The organism is Paracoccus sp. PAR01 (assembly GCF_014851995.1).
Lineage (GTDB): Bacteria > Pseudomonadota > Alphaproteobacteria > Rhodobacterales > Rhodobacteraceae > Paracoccus > Paracoccus litorisediminis.
Genome location: NZ_JACVAW010000011.1, coordinates 54,156 through 72,345 on the forward strand (window position 1 = coordinate 54,156; position 18,190 = coordinate 72,345).

The window sequence follows — 18,190 nt, forward strand, 5'->3', positions numbered from 1 at the left end:
TCAGAGTCCATGAAAAAGCCCCGCGCGATGGCGGGGCGGAAGGTCAGGGATGCAGCTGGCCGTCGGGCCATGAGGCGAGCGGCGGCGGCCATGCGAGGCCGAAGATCTGATCGAGCTGCCACTCGTCTGCGAGGCCGATGATCAGGCTGCTCATCCGATCGACCGCGACCGCGCCTTTCCAGCGCAGCCGTGCTTCGAACTGCGCATCAGAAGGGAGTGCCGCGACGATATCCTGAAAGGCGGCCGGGAAGCCGCCATCCACCGCGATCAGCGCATCATCCTGCGAAAGGATGCCGCGCTCTGTGCAGGCCAGCACGAAATCGAGCCGGGCCATGGACGCGACCGCGCGGCGGGTGGAAAGGGCAGCAGCCCAATCCGCCGCGCTGCGAGGGTCCACCCACGCCCCCTGCGCCCGGTCATAGACCAGATGCGGGGCGGGCTTGGGCGGCAGGTCCAGAACCGCGCCACCTTGGATATATTGCGCACCGGGGGTGACGTTTTCCCCGGGTACCAGAGGGTGAACCCAACCGAAGCCGGAGCATGACGCCTCGGCATCGGCCAGCTCGGGAAACTCCCCCTCGCCGATGATCATCCCGTTGAAATCGCAGATTGCGTATCTCACTTCATGGTCCCCTGGACGATCAAGGATCGCTGCTGGATGTTGAGGTTCGAGTTTTCGCCGAGCCAGTCCACCCGGATCGTGTGAGAACCTGCGGTCAAGTTTTGACTCCAGCCCATGCTGAGCCAGTCAGTTTCAAGCCCGCCCGTCGTGCGCGACCACACGATGCTGCCGTCGACCGCCAGCCGAATGCCGACATCCTGATTGCTCTGGCTGTCATAGTATTGGCTGGCGAACCACATGATCATCGCTTGGCCAGCATAGGGCATGGTGAACGTGACGGTGTTTGCCGTCCGCCAACCGCCATCACCAGCAAGGGTGCTCGATAGCGACTGACTAACCGGGATGGTGACCGCGTTATCAGCGATCCGCAGCGTATCCACGGCCAGCTCACGGATATGCGCGCGGGCAATCACCGCATCGTCGATCTGCGCCGAGCGCGTGATGATCCCGGTCGTGGCCAGCAGCCCGCCGGTGATCGTCTCGAACTCGAAATGCACCCCGCGAAGCGTGCCTTCGATGATCAGCTCGCCACCGTTCTTGCGCCGCACGATCGGCGTCCCGACCTGCCAGTTGCCATCCGCGCCCGCCGAAAGCGTCAGCAGGACACGCGCGGCCACCGCTCCAGCCGGAGCGACGACGCTGGCCGACTGGGTGGCCGCGCCGGTATGCGATCCGCCCGAATAGCTGCGGTCAAAGAAGGCCGTGCCGCCGCCGATAAAGGCGCCATCGGCATCGCTGAACTGTAAGCGAGCGACGAACTGGCCGGTCGTCCCGGTCGTGCGGAGCCCCGTCAGCTGGCAGTGAAACTCCGATCCGGCCTCGACCGGGAATTCCAGACTGGTAGCACGGGCAAGATTGGCGCCTGCATCCGCGCCTCGAAAGCGCAGGTAACCAAGGCTGCTGAAAACTGACCCGACCGAGGTGGTCTGAAAATCAATCGCATCGCCCTGCGCGAAACTCCACGATCCCCGGTCCAGCAGCTGGTTATCCGGGATCAGGTTGGTGAAATCCGCGACCAGCAGATTTTTGGCCGAGACGGCATTCGCCGCCAGCTGCTCGGCCCCAATCGCGCCGGCCTGAATCTGACCCGCGATCAGTTGCCCGACGATCTGGTTTGCTGCAACCTCGGCCGTCCAAACGGTTCCGTTCCACCGATAAAGGAAGCCATCGTTGGTGCGATAGACCAGATCGCCGACGCTCTGCCCGGTCGCGGGCAAGGTGCCGGTGATGACCTTCGGCACGCGCAGGCCTGCCGCGAATGCGGTCTGGTCAAGAATGCCCTGAACGCTCTCCTGAATGAAGTGGACCCATGTAGTGCCGTTCCAACGATAGAGACGACTGTCGGCGCGCGACCACGCAAGTTCCCCAACGTAGTTGCCGGGCACCGAGCGGTCGAGGATATCGCGAGTGGGCTTCATCCCAGCGCTTTCGAAAAGCCCGGTGACGCCATCAACGAAATCGTCTTCGCCCAGATAAATTGCACCGGTGGTGACGGTCAGCCAGCCGGTCCATTGCGTGCGCGCCGTCAGGCGGGACCGCAACTGCGCGCGGATCTGATAGGTGGTGCGCTGCTGCACGGTATGGATGTGCCAGGAGTAAGGCTCATCCCAAGGCCGTATCGCATCGATCGAGGCATCCGTTTCGCCCGCCTTACGCACCTGCAACCGGATCGCGGTCACGCCGACCTCATCGCCATCGCACCACGCGCGAATGGCCACGCTGCGGGCGCGGGTGGCACTGTCGGTCAGGATCACTGCCGAGGCCGAGAACCCCGAGATGACCTGCGTCCACGGGCGCACCGGCTTCGGGATGACGATTTCCGGGTCAAGCTCGAAGTCGCTGGACCAGTCATAGTCCCCAGGATCGACCTCGCGCAGTGAGACCAGCACCCGCATGCCGGGGGTCTTCTCGACACTCTCGACGATGAAGCGCTTGTTTACATAGCCGTTGCGGGCCGAGCTCCACGACACCATGTCCAGCGGCTCAAGGGCGTAAGCCTCGGCCGAGAGATAGAATTGGTGCGCACGGAAGCGCCGGAAGTCCTGCATCTGTGCACGCATCAGGCGCTGAACCTGCCGGGCATAGGGTGCGGCAGGGTAGCTCAGCGATACCGGCAGATATCGCCCGCCATCCTCGGCCGTGGCTGCCGCGTGGATGAACTCCTTTGCATCCTTGGTCGACCACTTTTCGTTCGGCTCGGGATAAGTCGCGCTGATCGCGTTGTAGGTGTCGCCCAAGCTGTTGAACGGCTTATAGCTCTGCCCCTCGGTGATCAGGATACCGCCGTCCGTGAACGAAAAGACCGATGCACCGGGCAGGTCAACCAGCGGCACCAACATGCCGCCGGTCTCGGCGAAGCGCATATTGGCGGCCCGGCCGATTTCCTCCAGCACGTCGGCGCCAGTCATGCTGGCCTCGATCTGGAGGCCGCAGCGGTAGGCTGGTTCGGTCGCGCCCGAGGCAAGGGTCACGCTGCGGGCGCAAGCGTTCATCGCCGCGACCCATGCGGAGCGCGGCAGCCGCCAAGCGGCGAGATTCTTGCCGCCGAATACCCATTCGTTGCCGAAATAAATGCCCCTGGCGATGTTATAGGAGATCACTGCCGGGTTGCGGCTCGGCTCATAGGTCGCGCGATTGCCCCAACGATGCGACCCGCTGCCGCCCGTGCTGCTATCCTTGCGCGGATCATACATGGGTAGCGGCTGCGGCTGGATCAGCACGTCAGGCCGGGCGGTCATCGACTCGGGGTCGTAGTAATAGGTCAGGACGGCATAGGCCTTGCCGGTGCCGATCATCGCAGCGGTCCAAGGGTAGTCCTCGTCCTCGCCAAAGCGGCTGATCAGGAAGCCGTCGGCAGAGGTCTGGGTGCCGTCGATGAACTTGATCCAGCAGCGGTCACGCTCATCGATGCCGCCGACGCCCTCGGAGAAATTCTTGACCGGGTAGCCCTGCAGGAAGCCGTCGCGCATTTCTGGCTGGTCAAAGCGAATGTCGCCCAGCTCGTCGTTGAACCAGACAGTCTGCACGCCCGGCACCGGCAGGGCCGAGAACTCGATGACTTCGGTGATGTAGCGGGTGTTCTTGCCCCAGCTGCCGACATATTTGCGTTTCCCGGCTGTGGCATAGTCGCCGACGATGAAGGACAGATCGGTGTCGTCGCCGAGCTGCACTTCAAATTGCACGTCAACCGCCGGACGTTCGGCGACCGCCTTGCCCAGCACGGTGGCAAGTAGGTTCGCGCCGATGCCGAAGGCCATTTGTGCCAACGCGGTGGCGGTGGCTCCGGCAATCGCGCCCCCCGTCACCGAGGTGATGAAGGTCGCCATGGCGGTGATCGGGTCAGCCGCGACCGGCCCGGCGAAGACGATCAGCGTTAGCAGGAAATGCAGGATGAATTGCATGGGGGTCCTATCCGACCTTGAACGCCCGCTGCATGTCCTCGCGGGGGCGGCGGCCGTGGCCGCTTTCGGTAATGACGATGAGGCCAGCGGCATCGACGACGCAGAGCGCCTGTTTCATCGGGCCGTCGCTCTCGATCACGCCGATATCGCCAACGTCGGCATCATCGGGGTGTATTTCGGGGGCAATCGCGGCGACGGCATCTGCCAGCGTGGAAAAGCCGCGCTTGTGCAGCGCCCGGCGCGCCCCTGCGGCGGTCTTGTAGCTGCCGCGCCAGCTGGTACACGGGTCGGCCCCGGTCAGCGCCTTGACCGCGCCAGCGGCCAGCCCAAGGGCGCAATCGGCCTTGCCCCACGCAAAGGGGTCGCGGCGCTGGCGGTCCATTTCGGCTGCCAGCCGCGCGCGCCAGTCCGGCAGGCGCATCAGTTGTCCGGGTCGCGATACCATTGGATTTTCCGGCTGTTGATGGTCGAGGCAAATTTGCAGAACAGATCGGCCGGGTTCCGGCGCTTCTGATGCGCATTCGAAGATTTCGCGGGATTGGTTGCGGTCAGCATCGCCATGATTTCCGAGCGGATCGACAGGCTGATGCCGCCGTCGCTGCCTACGGACGGGGTTGAAATTGGCCCCTCATCGACAATGCCGACGAATTGCAACTGTGGCGCGCTGACCAGCGCGGCCCCGGTCAGGGACGTGGCGTGGATCTCGCATTGCGCCAGCCGCAGATCGAGGCCGCGGATCAGGTATTGCGCGGCATCGGCGATCTGGCTCAGCGCCACGGTGATCGCGTTGTCGGTCAGGTCGGCGGTGTAATAGAGGCCAGAGACCGACAGGCCGCAGCCGCCGATATAGGTCCGCGTCTCCGCCCCGCTGCCGTCAGGCATTGCGACGTTCAGCGCGTAGTCGTGGTCACCGGACCAGAATCCCATATCCACCGCCGCGCCGGTATCCCGGTCGCGCCCGGTGAACCAGGCGAACCAGACCGGGACCACACCCTGATCCCGGACAGCCGCAATCGCGGCGGTGAAGCCGCTGTCGAAATAGCGCATGAGGGAGCCTTAGAGCTTCTGGATCAGCGTCAGGCTTGCGCCTGTGGACAGGCGGCCCGGCTGGTCGGTAAAGGGCGTGAAATTGCCCGCCGGCACACGCGCCCGAATGATCGGCTGTTCGATCCTGACCGCAGCCCCAAACGCGATCGGCAAGGGCAAGGGCGGATCGACCGGGATTGCCGTCGCCACGCCCGAGCCGTTGGCGGTGTCGTGGTCTGAAAACATGCCGAAATAGTATCGCCCCGAGCTATGGGTGATGCTGAGCCGGTCACCTGCTGCGATCCGGTATCCCGCAGGCAGGCCGGTGAGCGCGATTGTCGTTCGATCCGAGCCGATGGCCGAGATGGTTACGCCGGATCCAGCGGCCTGCCCATTGGCCGGGCTGTAACTGCCGTCCGCGAAAAGCAGCGACCGCATCGAACCGAGCGCTTGCAACTTGGCATTGATCTCGCGGGCGGCTTCCCAGTGGCGCGGGCCCAGTGACAGCGACACCTGCCAGAGCGGCGTGGCAAGCTGCGCGGTCCATTGCTGGCCGTTGCCCGAGCCGGATTGCTCCTCGAACCGCGAGAGGCTGAAGGCACAATCGGCCACGGGCGTCAGGATCGCCGACAGAAATGCCAGCGGATAGGGATCGGACAAAGCCATGTCAGCGCTTCCTGCTGTTGCGGCCGTATTGCTGGATCTGTGCAGGCACGGCCTTGCTGACCGCGCCTGCCGCGCTGGCCGCTTCCTGCTGGGCGATCTTGCGCACCTGCAGGTTGCCGCTCTCATCCATGCCGACGGTGACATGGACGTTGGCCATGGCGGGTTGGCCCTTGGTGTGGTCGATGACGGTTTCGCGGGGATGCATCATGGCAAGGAACCCGCCTTTGCCGTCGAGCCCCCCAGAACGCACGCCATTTCCGGTAGAACCGCCGCCGTCGAATGAGAGCAGGCTGCCAGCGGTGGCGATCAGCGACGAGCCCCACCCGGTCCCACCCAAGATGCCGAGCGCGCCCTTGGCGAACTGCACCTTGGCGATTTCCATCAGCAGGTTGGCAATGGCTTCTTTCGCGGCGTCTGCACCCTCCAGGACCGATCCGAAGAGATTGCGGAAAGCATCCTGACCGCGATTGGTCGCATTGCGCATGCTCTCAAGCTTTTCCTCGGCGTCGACATAGGCCTCGGCCATATCGGTGATGCCGCGTTTGACCTCCGGCGTAATCTCGACACCCGCCTTCTGCGCCGCAGTCAGGAGCTTCTGCTCCTCCTCGATCACTGAAAGAGCCCGCTCCCAATCGCCGCCAGCCGCCGTCACTTCAGCAAGGGCCTCTGCCTGCCGGAGATAGGCCTGCGTCTCGCCCTGGATATCAGCCACGCTGCGCTGGTATTCGTTCTGGCGCGCCGCACCAGCTCGCCCTTTGCGGGCCACCCCGCCTTTCCGGCCCCGGCCCGGCTTGCGCGGTTCGGTGAACAGCGCCGACCACGCATCCTGCTGCGCCGCATCCATGTCAATGTCGTCAAGTTGTCGCTGCACCTCGGCATCCGACATCCCGAAATACTGGGAATCAACGGTGTTGCGACCGTTCAGGATCTCCTGCTTTCGGCCGGCAATCTCGCCTGCCCGCCTGGCTTCCAGCGCACTACCCCCGGCATCGCGCACCGCCTGGGCGGCGTTGACCTTGGCATTCATGATCATCCTGCCGCCCATGTCCGAGATCAGGGAATAGGCCCCCTGCAGCTCGGCATTGACCTGCGCCATGGCATCGGCCCAGGCCAGCGTCTGGCTTTCGTTGTCATGGAGCGCGGCCAGCGCGTCGTAAAGCGCGTCCTTCTGCGCATCGGTGATGTTCAGTCCTTCGATCGCGGCGGCCTGTTTATCAAACTCCGCATCCAGCTCGGCTTGGCGGACTACCAGCGACTCCTTGCCATGTTCGGCGATCAGCTGGTTCATCGCCAGCTGGCCTTCCAGTGTCGACAGCAATTCCTCGGCCTTCGCAGCATCGGCGGCGCGGATTTCCGCACGTTTCGCTTCGCCTTCAAGCAGGGCCTGTTGAAGCGGCACCATGCTTGCGGTGATCGCGTTCAACGCCGCCTCGTCCGCGCCGGCCTCTTTCAGGGCGCTCAACTGCGAGGTGTAATCGTCGAGACGCTGGCGCAGGCCGACGAGATAGTCGTCAAGACCGCCTTCCGGGATGGGCTGGGCGACATAGTCATAGATCTCGCGCATGGCATTGCCGAGCTTCTCGGCAAGGGCGAGGTTTTCCCGGCTGACGCCGCCATATCCGAGCAGCGTATCGCTCCAGGTCTTGTCACCCAGCCCAAGCTGCAGTGCAGCCTCGGCGACATTTCCCGACTCGATCCGGCCAGCACCTTTGATGCCACGATCGCCGAATGCGTCGAAGCCCATATCGCTATAGGCCTTGGACAGGATGCCGGAGATGGAGGAGCGGGTCCTTTCCGCCTCGATCGTCATGATGCGGCGGGCGATTTCAGCCCCTTTCAGCGCCTCCTCGCCATATTTCTTCTCGGATTCGCCGGTATAGAGCAGCGAAAGGCTCAGCGCGTCGTTATAGGTCGACATGCTGTCCTTGAGGGCGTCGAAGGCATCCTTGGTCTTCCCTGCCTCATCCTGTGCCGGCATCAACCATTGCACGGCCGCCGCGCCGAAGCCGATGACGCCAATGGTCGCCAGAGAAACCGGGTTCAACATACCGACAAAAGCGGAGCCGACCGCGCGCAAGGCGCTGGTGCCGCCCCCCATCTGGGTCAGGACCTGACTGATCTGGGTGCCCTGTTGCAGCGCCAGCTGGAGCGGGCTTTGCCCGGCCGCCAGCATGACGCCAATGTCGTTGAACTGCGACACGAGGTTGGCATTGGCACCCGCTGCGGAACGCAGATCGCGGGCAGCAGCATCGGCCGTCTTCGCCAGCCCGCCGATTTCCGCCTTGGCCTTGCCGATCCCTGCGGAGAAGCCGGCCGCATCGAGGCCCAGCGTTGCCTTCAGAACCCCAACATTCGTGGCCATTCCCACTACCTCTCAATCAAATTTCAGGATGGCCGGCGATGCACGCTGCCGAAAGCTGCCGTCAGGTCCCGGACGGAGCATCTGCGCCCCAGGACGCGGCCAAGGCATACAAGGCCGCTTCCAACTGCGCGGCAGTTTGCGGGGTGGTGTCTGTCGCCACGGGTTCGACCGGAAAGAACTCGTCGTAGCGAGGCAACTTCCCGGCCATGGCCGCCCCGACCAAGGCGCCAGTGTTCCATGCCGCGCGGTTGCGCATGGTCATGTCCAGACGCAACCGCTCCAATGCGGCATGGATCTCGATCGCGTAGAGGCGCGGCGTCAGCGCCCAGAACCTGTCCCCCGAATGGCCGGCCTTCAGGAAGTTCCGGTAGAGCTGTGCCAGGGTTACGTCTTCGCCCGCCGCCCCCGCGGGCGTTTCACCTTTCCCGGCTTGGCCGTCGGATCGGGCGTGTCGCCCTCGGCCGGCATCGCCGCCCCGAGCGCCTGCAGCAGCATGTCGGGATTGGTGTCGATGATCTCTTCGGCGAGAGCGATCGTCATCTCGGGATCATGCGTCTTCAGACCGCCATAGAAAAGCGCGCGGATATCGCGCGCGCTGACCAAACCGGCATTCACGCCGCCCTGTGCCAGCAGGCGCAACATGGTTAAGCCGTTCTTCCCGGTTTCCGCTTCATAGGTGCAGATCGCGGCGAAGTTGACGGTCAGGGCATGGACCCTGCCCTTGTGGGTCAGGGTCATCTGTCCGTTCAGATTCATGGCGGCTCCTTACGGCGTGGCCGGAATCGTGGCGAGGGTTGGCTTTCCGGAGGGTTTGATGGTGACCTGCGCCGACAGCGCGCCCTCGGGCGAGATTTCGCCGGGCGTGTAATTGGTGACGATGCCGGCGAACTGCATGGCCAGCGTCCCAGACGGGAATGCAATCTGAAACTCGCCCTTGCCGGCCTCGAAGGCGGTGACCAACGGATCAGAGATCGCCGGGACCCAGTTGATGGTGAAGGTACAGTCCGAGGCGGTTTTCAGCCCGGCGATGAACTCGGCCCAACCATCGGGGCTCTGCAGATGCGTCACATCGACGGTATTGCGGGTCCAGCCCGGCAGGGTGATGTTCTTGACCTCGGCGGTATCGGTATAGGTCGAACCATTCTTGATCCCGAATTTGGAACCGAGGCCGATCTGGGCGGCGGTCTCAGGCATATTCTGCCCTCCTGATGATGGTTGGTTGGTCCGTCACCCCTCCGGGGTGATCGGCAAGGTTGCGGGCGAAAGCCACTGGGTCAGGCGGAAGCTCATCACCAGCGTGCCGACATTGCGCTGGCCATCGGTATTGGTGACCACCGAGGTCTCATCGAGAAAGCAGCCACGGCCCTGACGGCGGAGCGCCGCCGTGACCAGCGCCTCGATCACCGCGCTGTCTTGATCGAGAACGTCCTCGACCTCGTCATTGCCGGCGCGGCGCAGCGCGACCTGAAGCAGGGTCCGGCGCAGGGTGCTGGTCATGCTGTCCTGCTCGCAGCGATCCTGCGGCGTCAGCACCCCCAGCACCGGCAGGGTGTCGTGGTCGATCACGCCCGACCAGACCCGCAAGACGGTGAAGCCCTTGAAATGGCTGTGATCCGTCAGCGCCTCGCGCACCGCGTTGCGGTAATCCGTGCGGAAATGCGCCATCTTGCCCCCTCAGCTGCCGACGGTCTGCAATTCGCAGATCAGGCAAGCGTCCGAGGCGGGCGACCCGGTCGGATGCACCACCATGACCTTGTATGAGCGGCCACCCGGCACCGTGATATGATCACCGCGCCGGACCTCGGGTGCCAGATCGCGCCCGACCCGCCAGGTCGGGGCGTCGATGCGGACGATCTGGCCGTCGGCACCATCGATCTCGATCGGGGCTTCGCGAAAGATCGACTGGATCTCGCGCGCCGCCCCGCCGGCCGGGGCATATATGACCGGATCACCAAGGACACCTGCGATAATCCCTGCCATCCCATCAAAGATCGAGGCCATCAGCGGATGGAACCGTCGAGCAGCACGCTGCCGGTCACATCCGCCGCCAGCTTGGCCTCAACCGCCGCGCCGATCAGCGTATTTCCGGACGCCGTGGTGGTCACCAGCTTGTTGGTCGCGTCCCAATAGACCTTGACGCCCGCTGTCCACGCCTGCCCGGTGGTCTTGGGCAGGGTGAAGACGCCGGTCCGGGAAAGCGTCACCGAATCACCGGATGCGGCAGCAACCTGCGCCACCCCGAAGATCGCACCGACCAGCACCGCTTCCCCGCTCACCAGAGCGGCGGGAGCAGGCAGGGTGAGGCTGTCACCGGCCTGAAGATAGTTCTTTGCCATGGCATGAGCCTTTCAAAGGAGGTTTCGGAAAAACGAAGGGCACCCGAAGGCGCCCCACCGTCAGCTCAGGGGGCTCAGGCCCCGTTGTTCTTGTAGCCGCCGCGATAATCCGCAGCGCCCATGCCAAAATCATGCTCGAGGGTCATCGACAGACCCTGACGCCCAAAGGGCTCTTCGGTGCGCAGGCGCGGGGCCTCGGCACCTTCGAGATAGCCATGGATCCAGCAAGGATTGGCCGAGGACAGCAGGAACCACGCATTGCCGGCGATTTCGGCGGTTACCACCGGGGTCAGCCGGCCCGAGAATGGGTTCACGTTCGCCGTCGCGGTGGGCGTGATCGCCGCGACGAACATTTCCGCCTCGGTTTCCTTGTCCGGACCGACCAGCAGGATGTTCGGAACGATATTCAGCGTATTGCCGTCGATCGATTTCTGCTTGCGCATCGACGCCCGGCCCGCAGCGACAGCCGCAGTATTGATGGCCGAAGCCGATCCGCCCGAGGCAAGGTTGCCATGCGAGGCATGGAAGATCGCATTGCCGTCGGCCATCACCGCCGCCAAGGCGAAAGCATAGAAGGTGCGCTCCTCGAAGAGCGCGACGGTCATGCCGTAATTCGACAGCACCTCATCGATGGCACCCAGCTCATCATTGATCATCATCTGGCGGCTGATGGTGACGCCGACGCCGTAGGAGCTGATCAGCGCCTGCTCGCGGCCCTCGCCGAAGGTGCCCCATTTGATTTCGCCCGATTCCTTGATCGGTTGCAGCGTCGGGAAATCGCCGGTCCGGACCAGCGGCATCGGGCGGAAGTCGCGGAAATTGCGCTTGCGCGAGATCTGGCGATAGGTCGGGGCGGCCAGCTGGTATTTCTCCAGAAGCTGCTTGTTCAGGGCGTTCTCGAAGATCGCCGGGAAGTCGCTGGTGGTATGCATGGCCTGCATCATCACCTGCTCTTTTTCACCCCAGTTGCGCATCGGACCGCGATGGCCGATTGAGGCGGCAGCCATTTCGACAATGGACATGCCCATATAAGCCGAGGCCGGACCGGTCACATCGCGCTTACCCTGCAGCTGGGCTTGGATCGCGCCCGTCATGCCGACGCGGCTGGTATCGCGCTCATCGCGCTGGATGCGCGCCCGAGGCCCGCGGTTGGTGATGGTCATCTGGGTTCCCTGAAGTTCCGCTGCTGCCTGCGCGCAGGTCAGCCCGCGCCCGATCATCTCGAGGGCCGGGCCGACACCCAGCCCCTTGCGCTCGAAGAGATGCAGGATGGCCACGGCATCCGCTCCGAGGGTGGCCTCGGCATCACCCGCGTCATCCTCGCCCTGAGTGTCGGCACCGGGGCCGCTCTCCGATTCGGGGGTCTCGGCGTTGGTCGAGGTGTCATCCTCGTTGCGATCATCCTGATTTTCGTTCTCGGCGGTGGTCTCCGCCGAAACTGGGGGGTTCGCCATGGTGTGGTCTCCCGTAATGGCGGTGGAAATTGCAGCGCCGGCCATCATGGCCAGCACCGCAGAGAAAGGCCGTTGCCGCTGGATTGCGCTCGCCGCAGCCAGAAGCTGGGTCGGTGCGTGGCCATAGATGCGGTAGTCGAATGCGGCGGGCTCACTCGCCACGCCCTCACCCTCGACCGAGGTGGCAAAGCCTGCCTCGACAGCCGCGGGGCCGTCAAAATAGGTCTCGGCCTTCATGATCGCGCGGGCCTCATCGACCGAGATCCCGGCATGCTTGGCATAGATGCCGGCATAGGCGCTGGCGATCACCCCAAGCCCCTTGGCGGCCTGCAGGTGGTCCTCTTCGGTGCCGCGCCCATCGACGCCCCAAGAGGCCGGGTCATGGATCATCATGATTGCGCCCAGCGTCATGGTGATCGTGTCGCCGGCCATCGCGATCAGGCTGGCGGCTGAGGCCGCGATGCCTTCGACAATGATATGGACCTCGCCCTCATAGGCCCGCAGCGCCGAGTAAATCGCCTGTCCTTCGGTCGCGATCCCGCCGCCGGAATTGAGGCGCAGGGTCAGAGGTCCGGACATTCCGTCCAGTTGCTCACGCACCTGCCGCGCCGTGAAGTATTCCTCGTCCCAAAAGGACGAGCCGACCGTGCCGTAAAGGCGCAGTTCGTTCATCGCTGTCTCCTTAGCTGCTGGACTTGCGATTCCGGAGGATTTCCTCAGCCTCGCTCGGCACCGGGGCCTTTGCGCCTGCCGCCCCCGGATCGCTGTCGAAAGTGAGGCCGAGACGCTGCGCATCGGCCCGGTCCTGGGCGATTTCCTCGTTCAGCCGCTCGGGATCGACGCCGAGCTGGCGCACGACCTGCTGGCGCGAGGCAAAGCCGTTGCGCACCGCATCGCCGAGCGCCGAGATCTCGCGGGTCGGATCAACGATGACCTTGCGCGGCGGCTGCCATTCCAGCCGCAGATACTGCCAGATGTCTCCGGGCAGGTGATCCGCGACCATTTGGGTGCCATCGAGGGCGCTCCAGGCGTCGATGAAGGCCGCAGCCAAAGGCTGCATCATCTGCGGGATCAGCATCAGCCATTGCCAGGCGCTGATGTTCTGGTCCATCTCGAGCCGCCCCATCCGGGCGGATGAAAAATTCACCTGCCCCAGATCGCCGGTCAGCGCCTCATAGGTGATGCCCATGCCCGCCGCGACCGAGCGCAGCACCGAACGGGTGAATTCGTCATAACCGTCCACACCGGGCGGCTCGGCGAATTTCACGTCCTCGTCTTCGCCCAGCTCGTAGATCAGGCCGGGGCCCAGCTCGCCCAGTGCGGCCCCCTTCCCCTCGCTCCGGATGAGGAAGGCGGAAAAGCAGGCGGCGATCTTCTGCCGCATCAGCTGGGCGTCTTCGTGATCGGCCAGATCCTGCAGCCGCATCATCACCGGCGCGAACCACGTCACCCCGCGCATCTGGCCGGGACGGTCCTGCCGGAAGATGTGCAGGATCTCGCCCGCCGGGACGCGTTCCGATATGCCGGGTCGCTTGCCCGGAGACCAGTCGCCGCCGGGGTGCTGGGTGAACAGCCAATAGGCCACCCGGTGCCCGGCAGCATCATACTCGATGCCGTCGCGGATCTCGTTGCCGTCGGCCAGAAAGCCGAACTTGCCGTCATCCAGAAAATCCGGTTCCAGCACGTCGAGCTGCAGCTGCAACGCCTTGGGGTCGGGATGGCTGCGGTAGATCCTGACGAGACATTCCCCGGCATCAACCACGGTGTTCGCGACCAGACGCTGCAGCCCGTAAAGGTTCTGCCGGCCTTGGCGATCGATGTTGCAGCTGTCGAGACAGGTCTCGATCAGCTTCAGCCCGCGATCCCGCACCTTCTTGCGCGCGGTATCGTTCAGGCGCGGATGATCCAGCACCACCTTGGGCAAGATCCCGTCACCCACGATCCCGCCGCAAATCACCGCTTGCGCGCGAGTGGCGAAGGGGGTGTTTCGCACCATGTCGCGGGCATACCACGCCATGCGCTGGCGCTGACGCGCCGCAGCATCGGCATCGGTGCGCGCGGCCTTCATGGTCGAGGTCCGGCGTCCGACGCCTGCCGCGTCGTAATGCGCCGTCACCGCGCGGGCGCGGGCACGGCTCATCGCCCATTGCGGCGCAACGGCCGTAATGGCTCGTTCAAGCAGCTTCATCGCGTCAGCCCTTCCGATAGGTCGGGTAATGCAGCTGCGGCGCACGGGAGGTCGCGCCCAGCTCGGCTTCCATCAGCCCCTTGATCCGCAGCATCTCGGCAAGGCTGCGATAGGTGACCTTCTCGCCATTGACCTCGAGGCTGGTCACGCCCTTGGCGATCATCTTGCAGAGCGTCTGATACTGATCCTGTGTGTAGACACTCACAGCCATTTCCCCCTGCGGTTATTGAGCCAGCCAGATCCGGACGGGCGGGCTTCGGTTTGCGTTTTGGGCGGCTCGGGCGCGGGCGGCGGCGCAGTGGCCGTCGCGCGGACCGAAAGCGGCACCACGGGCAGGGCCGCGTCGAACAGGTCACCCTGCTCATCCGGGGCCGGGATCGAACGTTCGGCCTCGAGGATGTCCCATTGCCCGTCGGTCATCGCGCCCCAGCCCTTCTTGCGGGCCGCGGCCTCGGAATAGTTCATCGAATCGAGGCATTCGTTGCGCCTGCTGGCCTCGACCAACTCCCAGCGCGAGACCATGACGCCAGAGGCGGCGCGCTTCAGCACCCGGACCTCGGCGGTGATCTGGCGGTAGTATTCGTCACCCATGCCGACGGAAAAGGCGACATAGCCGCGTTCGGTCGGGTCCTCCTTGGCGAGCCAAGCGTAGAAATCCGCCTTCAGCTGGCTGACATTCAGGATCCAGCCCCGCTTCTGGCGCTTGACCTGCCGGCCGCTCGCCTTGCGGTCCGTCTGGGGGCGCAGGATCGGACCGTTGGACGAGGATGCCCCCTTGACCAGAATGACCCGTGTCCATGGATGGCGCTTGGCCCAGTCCCGGACATCCTCAGTAAAGCCGCCCTCGTCCACCGCCATCATGTCGAGCGGCAGGCGCAAGCCAAGTTCGGTGCGCCAGCTGGCCTTCAGCAGCGCGTCCAGCGCCTCGCGGCCCTCGGCATCGCCGATGTGATAGGGGATCACGACATGATCCACGACCCAGCGACGATAGTTCCGGCCATAGGCGCAGATCGTGACCTCGATGCGGTCGACCTGACAATCCGCCCCGGCCGTCAGCAGCACTCCGCAGGCGGGCACGATGCCGCGAGGCAGGAACTGGCCCGGTTCGGCAAGTTCCGTGCGGTCGCGCAGCGCTTCCCAGTCCGGCCCCTTCGATGCCTGCTCAAAGGGCAGACCCAAGACGTCGTTCCAGAAGGTCTGCTCGGTCTCGGCCTCGACCTTGCCGCGCATTTCCTCTTCGGTCGCCTGCGCGGCCGTCAGCCCGGTCCAGCCCATGACCTGCGCATATTCGACCGCGATCGAGGCCCAATCCCGCTGCGGCACATAGGCGCGCCAGAGATGAAAGCCGGGGTGATCGCCGCGCGGATTATGCGCGACCCACCTGCCACCGGCGACCATGGCCTGCTTGTGGCTGTGGGTGATCACCTCGTCGCAGGCCTCGCAGGTAAAATGCGCCGTATGCAACCGTTCCGGGTCGATCGAGCGCCGGAAATTCTCCCAGGTCAGCGGGGCCATGTTGCCGCAATGCGGGCATGGCACATGGTAGTGGCGTTGATCGCTGCGGGCGAAGGCCCGCGTGATCCGGCAGGTGCCGTCAATCTGCGGCGTCGAGATCCGCGCGATCTTGGCATCCTCAAAGCCCGAGGCCCGGCTTTCCGCCAGCTTCTCGGGATCGCCCTTGGGCGTCATCTCGAACTTGGCCGCGTCATCCATGATGACCAGACGGCGGGTGGTGCCGGCCAAATCGTCCGGGGATCCGGCACTGACCACCTTCAGCGAGCCGTCGCGGCGGATGGTCTCCTGATTGAACAGCGTATCCGTCTGCTCCCCGCGCCCCTCGCCGAAGATCTCGCGCAGGCTCGCGGCCTGCCGACGCATCGGCATCCACTTGTTGCGCACCCATTCGGTGGCGGCCGAGGTGGTCGGATGCACCACCAGACTGTCGAGCGGGCCATATTCATGCCATGCCGCCACGGTCGGGTTGAGCAGTGACACGGTCTTGCCCCATTGCGCGCTGCCGCGCACCGTCACCTCGCGCGCCGGATGCTCGGGGTTCAGCACCTCGTGAATCTCCCGCAGGAACGGGAATTTCTCGATCCGGAACGGCCCTGGCATCGGCGAGCGCTCGTCGAAGACGATGTTGTCTTCGCACCAGCGGGTGATGTCGGGCGATTGCGGCGGCACCAATGCCGCGGCGAGGCCGCGCAGCACCGCCGCCTCGGCCGAGGCCAGAAACCCCATCAGACATCGTCCTCATGTTCTGCGGCCGTCATCGCCATCGACTGCGCCTCGAGGCTGACGGCATCGGCCCGAGCGGCGCGGTAGCGACGCCATTCGTCCATCATCACCTTGCGCACCGAACGGAAATCGACGCCGAAGGTATCGGCTACCCCGCGGGCGGCATCCCGGATCACTGTTTCGAACTGCGCGATCTCCTGGCTCATGGCGCGGGCCGTATGGCGCTGCACCTCTTCGGCAAGCACCCAACTGCCCTCTTCGGCCATGTTCTGCCGCCGCAGCCGCCGCGCCTCTTCCTCGGCCTTGAGCGTCCGGGCCATCTCGTAGCGATCGGCATCGCTGGCCGGCAAAACGCTGTCAGGTCGGGGGCGCGACGATACAGAACCGTCGGAAGGGGTCAGATCGCGCAGCATGTCGCGGGTCGCCGCGCCGTTTCCCAGCATCTGGCCGGGATGCAGCTTGCGTCCCAGCGCATTGGCCACCTTGTCGAGGTCGAAGCGCCGTCCGCGCCCCTCACCCGAAAAGCAGCCATCCAGCTTTCCCTCGCTGACATATTGGCTGATCCGCGCTTTTGACACGGCCAGCCGCGCCGCGAGCTCCGTTGTGTTCAGCCCGGTCATCCTCTTACCGATCAGTTGTTAAGGGGGGTTAAGGCTTTCCCGACTGTTAAGGGGCGCGGAACCATCGAGGTGTGAATGACCCCCGTGCCGACCACCCCCGGAAGGACCCGAGGCCCGGTCGGGGGTGGTCGGTCGTCCAGCGCCTACGCCCCGCGCGCCGCCATCTTTTCGATGGTCCGCCGCAGATGATCGGGCAGCCGCGCTTGGTAGACATCCGCCGCGCCGTCGAAGAAGCCGAGGCGCTGGCCGTAGACCGGCATGGCGCGGGTGAAATGCAGCACCTTGCTGATGGTCCCGTCCGATGCCCGCTTCCAGATGCCAGCAGAGAGCTGGCTCTCCGCACTCGGCACGAAAAAGCCCGCGCGTTTGCGGTTGCGCCTGCGGGACGCCGAGGTTGTGTTCGTGGTCTTGTCGCGCTGTGCCTGCACAGCGGACAGCGCCTGATTGCGTTCCGCCGTCGACCAGTTGCCATAGGCATCAAGCCGCGCCTCGGAGGCCGGGGTCACCGCCGTGATGATGCCATCATAGGCCAGCCGCGCATCCAGCAGGCCCTCAAGACCGGTTCGGCTGCGCGCCCCGCCATGTTCCTGCACTTTCAGGAAATGGCGTCTGCCAACCGATGGCCGTTCCTTGACCTCGGCCTCAAGGTTGTCGGGGCGCGCGCCCCGGATCGTGAATGCGTTCAGCGTGAACCGGGTTGGCCGGTCGAAGACCTCGGCCATGCGATCCTGCACATGCGTCAGCACATCCTTGGCCGTATCGTTCAACGCCCAACTGGACGCGATGCGGATCTTGCGGTCACTCAGGGTCCGCAGGCTTTCCTGCAGCGCCCGATCGTCAATCGCGATCTTGAGCATGAGCATGAGCATGAGCCATGTTCCGGAAATGCAAAACGCCCGCGAGCTTCTCAGCTCCGGGCGCAATTGTGGTGACGGCAAGATGTCAACAAAGGCAGGGGGCAGTCAACAACTATTTGCAGCAATTTCATTCTTGGCCGTTTTGGCGCGGTCATTCACCGCCGCTGCTTCGCAACAATCATCATATTGCGTTCCCATCTACCCATTCCCCTACATCTTGTTTTCGTTGAATTCAGTCAGGGAGGATAGGGAGGATAAAGGAAAGAAAGGGAGGATGCAGGGAGGATAGCAGGGGAGGTTAAACGTATCAGAAACAGACACTTATGTCAGTTGGGGAGGATAGGGAGGATAATTCCCAACCACCGCACATGAGAGAGGATGAGGCAAAGCCCCAAGTTACGCGCGCGCATATGCGGGAGG

Annotated in this window: 18 protein-coding genes; all 18 read right to left on the bottom strand. The window is 64.5% G+C overall.

Annotated features, from left to right (window positions below; translation table 11 throughout):
- Positions 1-43: 43 nt before the first annotated feature.
- Positions 44-622 (bottom strand): hypothetical protein, encoded by a 579-nt coding sequence (locus IB235_RS16265; protein ID WP_192337567.1) that lies wholly within the window; start codon positions 620-622, stop codon positions 44-46.
- Positions 619-4,023, bottom strand: coding sequence for a phage tail protein (locus tag IB235_RS16270; protein ID WP_192337568.1), 3,405 nt, complete (start codon positions 4,021-4,023; stop codon positions 619-621). The genes IB235_RS16265 and IB235_RS16270 overlap by 4 nt, the downstream gene beginning before the upstream one ends.
- Before the next feature lie 7 nt (positions 4,024-4,030).
- Positions 4,031-4,468: a hypothetical protein gene (locus IB235_RS16275; protein ID WP_192337569.1), complete on the bottom strand. Its 438-nt coding sequence runs from the start codon at positions 4,466-4,468 to the stop codon at positions 4,031-4,033.
- A complete protein-coding gene (locus tag IB235_RS16280; protein ID WP_192337570.1) occupies positions 4,444-5,070 on the bottom strand; it encodes a hypothetical protein in 627 nt (208 codons plus the stop codon). The genes IB235_RS16275 and IB235_RS16280 overlap by 25 nt, the downstream gene beginning before the upstream one ends.
- A 9-nt stretch (positions 5,071-5,079) precedes the next feature.
- Positions 5,080-5,715 (bottom strand): hypothetical protein, encoded by a 636-nt coding sequence (locus IB235_RS16285; protein WP_192337571.1) that lies wholly within the window; start codon positions 5,713-5,715, stop codon positions 5,080-5,082.
- Between the two features lies 1 nt (position 5,716).
- Positions 5,717-8,077 (bottom strand): phage tail length tape measure family protein, encoded by a 2,361-nt coding sequence (locus tag IB235_RS16290; protein ID WP_192337572.1) that lies wholly within the window; start codon positions 8,075-8,077, stop codon positions 5,717-5,719.
- A 61-nt stretch (positions 8,078-8,138) separates the two neighbouring features.
- Complete coding sequence (locus IB235_RS16295; protein ID WP_192337573.1) at positions 8,139-8,339, bottom strand: hypothetical protein; 201 nt, start codon at positions 8,337-8,339, stop codon at positions 8,139-8,141.
- A 122-nt stretch (positions 8,340-8,461) separates the two neighbouring features.
- A complete protein-coding gene (locus IB235_RS16300) occupies positions 8,462-8,833 on the bottom strand; it encodes a hypothetical protein (RefSeq protein WP_192337574.1) in 372 nt (123 codons plus the stop codon).
- Positions 8,834-8,842: 9 nt separating this feature from the next.
- A complete protein-coding gene (locus IB235_RS16305) occupies positions 8,843-9,271 on the bottom strand; it encodes a phage tail tube protein (RefSeq protein WP_192337575.1) in 429 nt (142 codons plus the stop codon).
- A gap of 33 nt (positions 9,272-9,304) precedes the next feature.
- Positions 9,305-9,742 carry a hypothetical protein gene (locus IB235_RS16310; protein WP_192337576.1) on the bottom strand — a complete coding sequence of 146 codons (438 nt, stop codon included), beginning with the start codon at positions 9,740-9,742 and terminating at the stop codon, positions 9,305-9,307.
- A gap of 9 nt (positions 9,743-9,751) precedes the next feature.
- Positions 9,752-10,057, bottom strand: a complete 306-nt coding sequence (locus IB235_RS16315) for a hypothetical protein (RefSeq protein ID WP_192337577.1) — start codon at positions 10,055-10,057, stop codon at positions 9,752-9,754.
- Positions 10,058-10,077: 20 nt separating this feature from the next.
- A complete protein-coding gene (locus IB235_RS16320; RefSeq protein WP_192337578.1) occupies positions 10,078-10,413 on the bottom strand; it encodes a DUF2190 family protein in 336 nt (111 codons plus the stop codon).
- Positions 10,414-10,487: 74 nt separating this feature from the next.
- Entirely contained in the window at positions 10,488-12,539 is a 2,052-nt protein-coding gene (locus IB235_RS16325) for a head maturation protease, ClpP-related (protein ID WP_192337579.1), read from the bottom strand.
- A gap of 10 nt (positions 12,540-12,549) precedes the next feature.
- Positions 12,550-14,055 carry a phage portal protein gene (locus tag IB235_RS16330; protein WP_192337580.1) on the bottom strand — a complete coding sequence of 502 codons (1,506 nt, stop codon included), beginning with the start codon at positions 14,053-14,055 and terminating at the stop codon, positions 12,550-12,552.
- A gap of 4 nt (positions 14,056-14,059) precedes the next feature.
- A complete protein-coding gene (locus IB235_RS16335; protein WP_225612409.1) occupies positions 14,060-14,260 on the bottom strand; it encodes a phage head-tail joining protein in 201 nt (66 codons plus the stop codon).
- Complete coding sequence (locus IB235_RS16340) at positions 14,257-16,296, bottom strand: phage terminase large subunit family protein (protein WP_192337582.1); 2,040 nt, start codon at positions 16,294-16,296, stop codon at positions 14,257-14,259. Before IB235_RS16340 ends, IB235_RS16335 begins: the two co-directional genes overlap by 4 nt.
- On the bottom strand, positions 16,296-16,913 hold the full coding sequence (locus tag IB235_RS16345; RefSeq protein ID WP_192337583.1) for a hypothetical protein: 618 nt from the start codon (positions 16,911-16,913) through the stop codon (positions 16,296-16,298). The genes IB235_RS16340 and IB235_RS16345 overlap by 1 nt, the downstream gene beginning before the upstream one ends.
- Positions 16,914-17,056: 143 nt before the next feature.
- A complete protein-coding gene (locus IB235_RS16350; protein WP_225612392.1) occupies positions 17,057-17,782 on the bottom strand; it encodes a hypothetical protein in 726 nt (241 codons plus the stop codon).
- Positions 17,783-18,190: the final 408 nt, after the last annotated feature.

Coding starts and splice junctions, on each gene's coding strand:
- IB235_RS16270 (WP_192337568.1), bottom strand. CDS start 4,023: ATGCAATTCATCCTGCATTTCCTGCTAACGCTGATCGTCTTCGCCGGG.
- IB235_RS16275 (WP_192337569.1), bottom strand. CDS start 4,468: ATGGTATCGCGACCCGGACAACTGATGCGCCTGCCGGACTGGCGCGCG.
- IB235_RS16280 (WP_192337570.1), bottom strand. CDS start 5,070: ATGCGCTATTTCGACAGCGGCTTCACCGCCGCGATTGCGGCTGTCCGG.
- IB235_RS16285 (WP_192337571.1), bottom strand. CDS start 5,715: ATGGCTTTGTCCGATCCCTATCCGCTGGCATTTCTGTCGGCGATCCTG.
- IB235_RS16290 (WP_192337572.1), bottom strand. CDS start 8,077: ATGGCCACGAATGTTGGGGTTCTGAAGGCAACGCTGGGCCTCGATGCG.
- IB235_RS16295 (WP_192337573.1), bottom strand. CDS start 8,339: ATGACCATGCGCAACCGCGCGGCATGGAACACTGGCGCCTTGGTCGGG.
- IB235_RS16300 (WP_192337574.1), bottom strand. CDS start 8,833: ATGAATCTGAACGGACAGATGACCCTGACCCACAAGGGCAGGGTCCAT.
- IB235_RS16305 (WP_192337575.1), bottom strand. CDS start 9,271: ATGCCTGAGACCGCCGCCCAGATCGGCCTCGGTTCCAAATTCGGGATC.
- IB235_RS16310 (WP_192337576.1), bottom strand. CDS start 9,742: ATGGCGCATTTCCGCACGGATTACCGCAACGCGGTGCGCGAGGCGCTG.
- IB235_RS16315 (WP_192337577.1), bottom strand. CDS start 10,057: ATGGCAGGGATTATCGCAGGTGTCCTTGGTGATCCGGTCATATATGCC.
- IB235_RS16320 (WP_192337578.1), bottom strand. CDS start 10,413: ATGGCAAAGAACTATCTTCAGGCCGGTGACAGCCTCACCCTGCCTGCT.
- IB235_RS16325 (WP_192337579.1), bottom strand. CDS start 12,539: ATGAACGAACTGCGCCTTTACGGCACGGTCGGCTCGTCCTTTTGGGAC.
- IB235_RS16330 (WP_192337580.1), bottom strand. CDS start 14,055: ATGAAGCTGCTTGAACGAGCCATTACGGCCGTTGCGCCGCAATGGGCG.
- IB235_RS16340 (WP_192337582.1), bottom strand. CDS start 16,296: ATGGGGTTTCTGGCCTCGGCCGAGGCGGCGGTGCTGCGCGGCCTCGCC.
- IB235_RS16345 (WP_192337583.1), bottom strand. CDS start 16,913: ATGACCGGGCTGAACACAACGGAGCTCGCGGCGCGGCTGGCCGTGTCA.
- IB235_RS16350 (WP_225612392.1), bottom strand. CDS start 17,782: ATGCTCATGCTCATGCTCAAGATCGCGATTGACGATCGGGCGCTGCAG.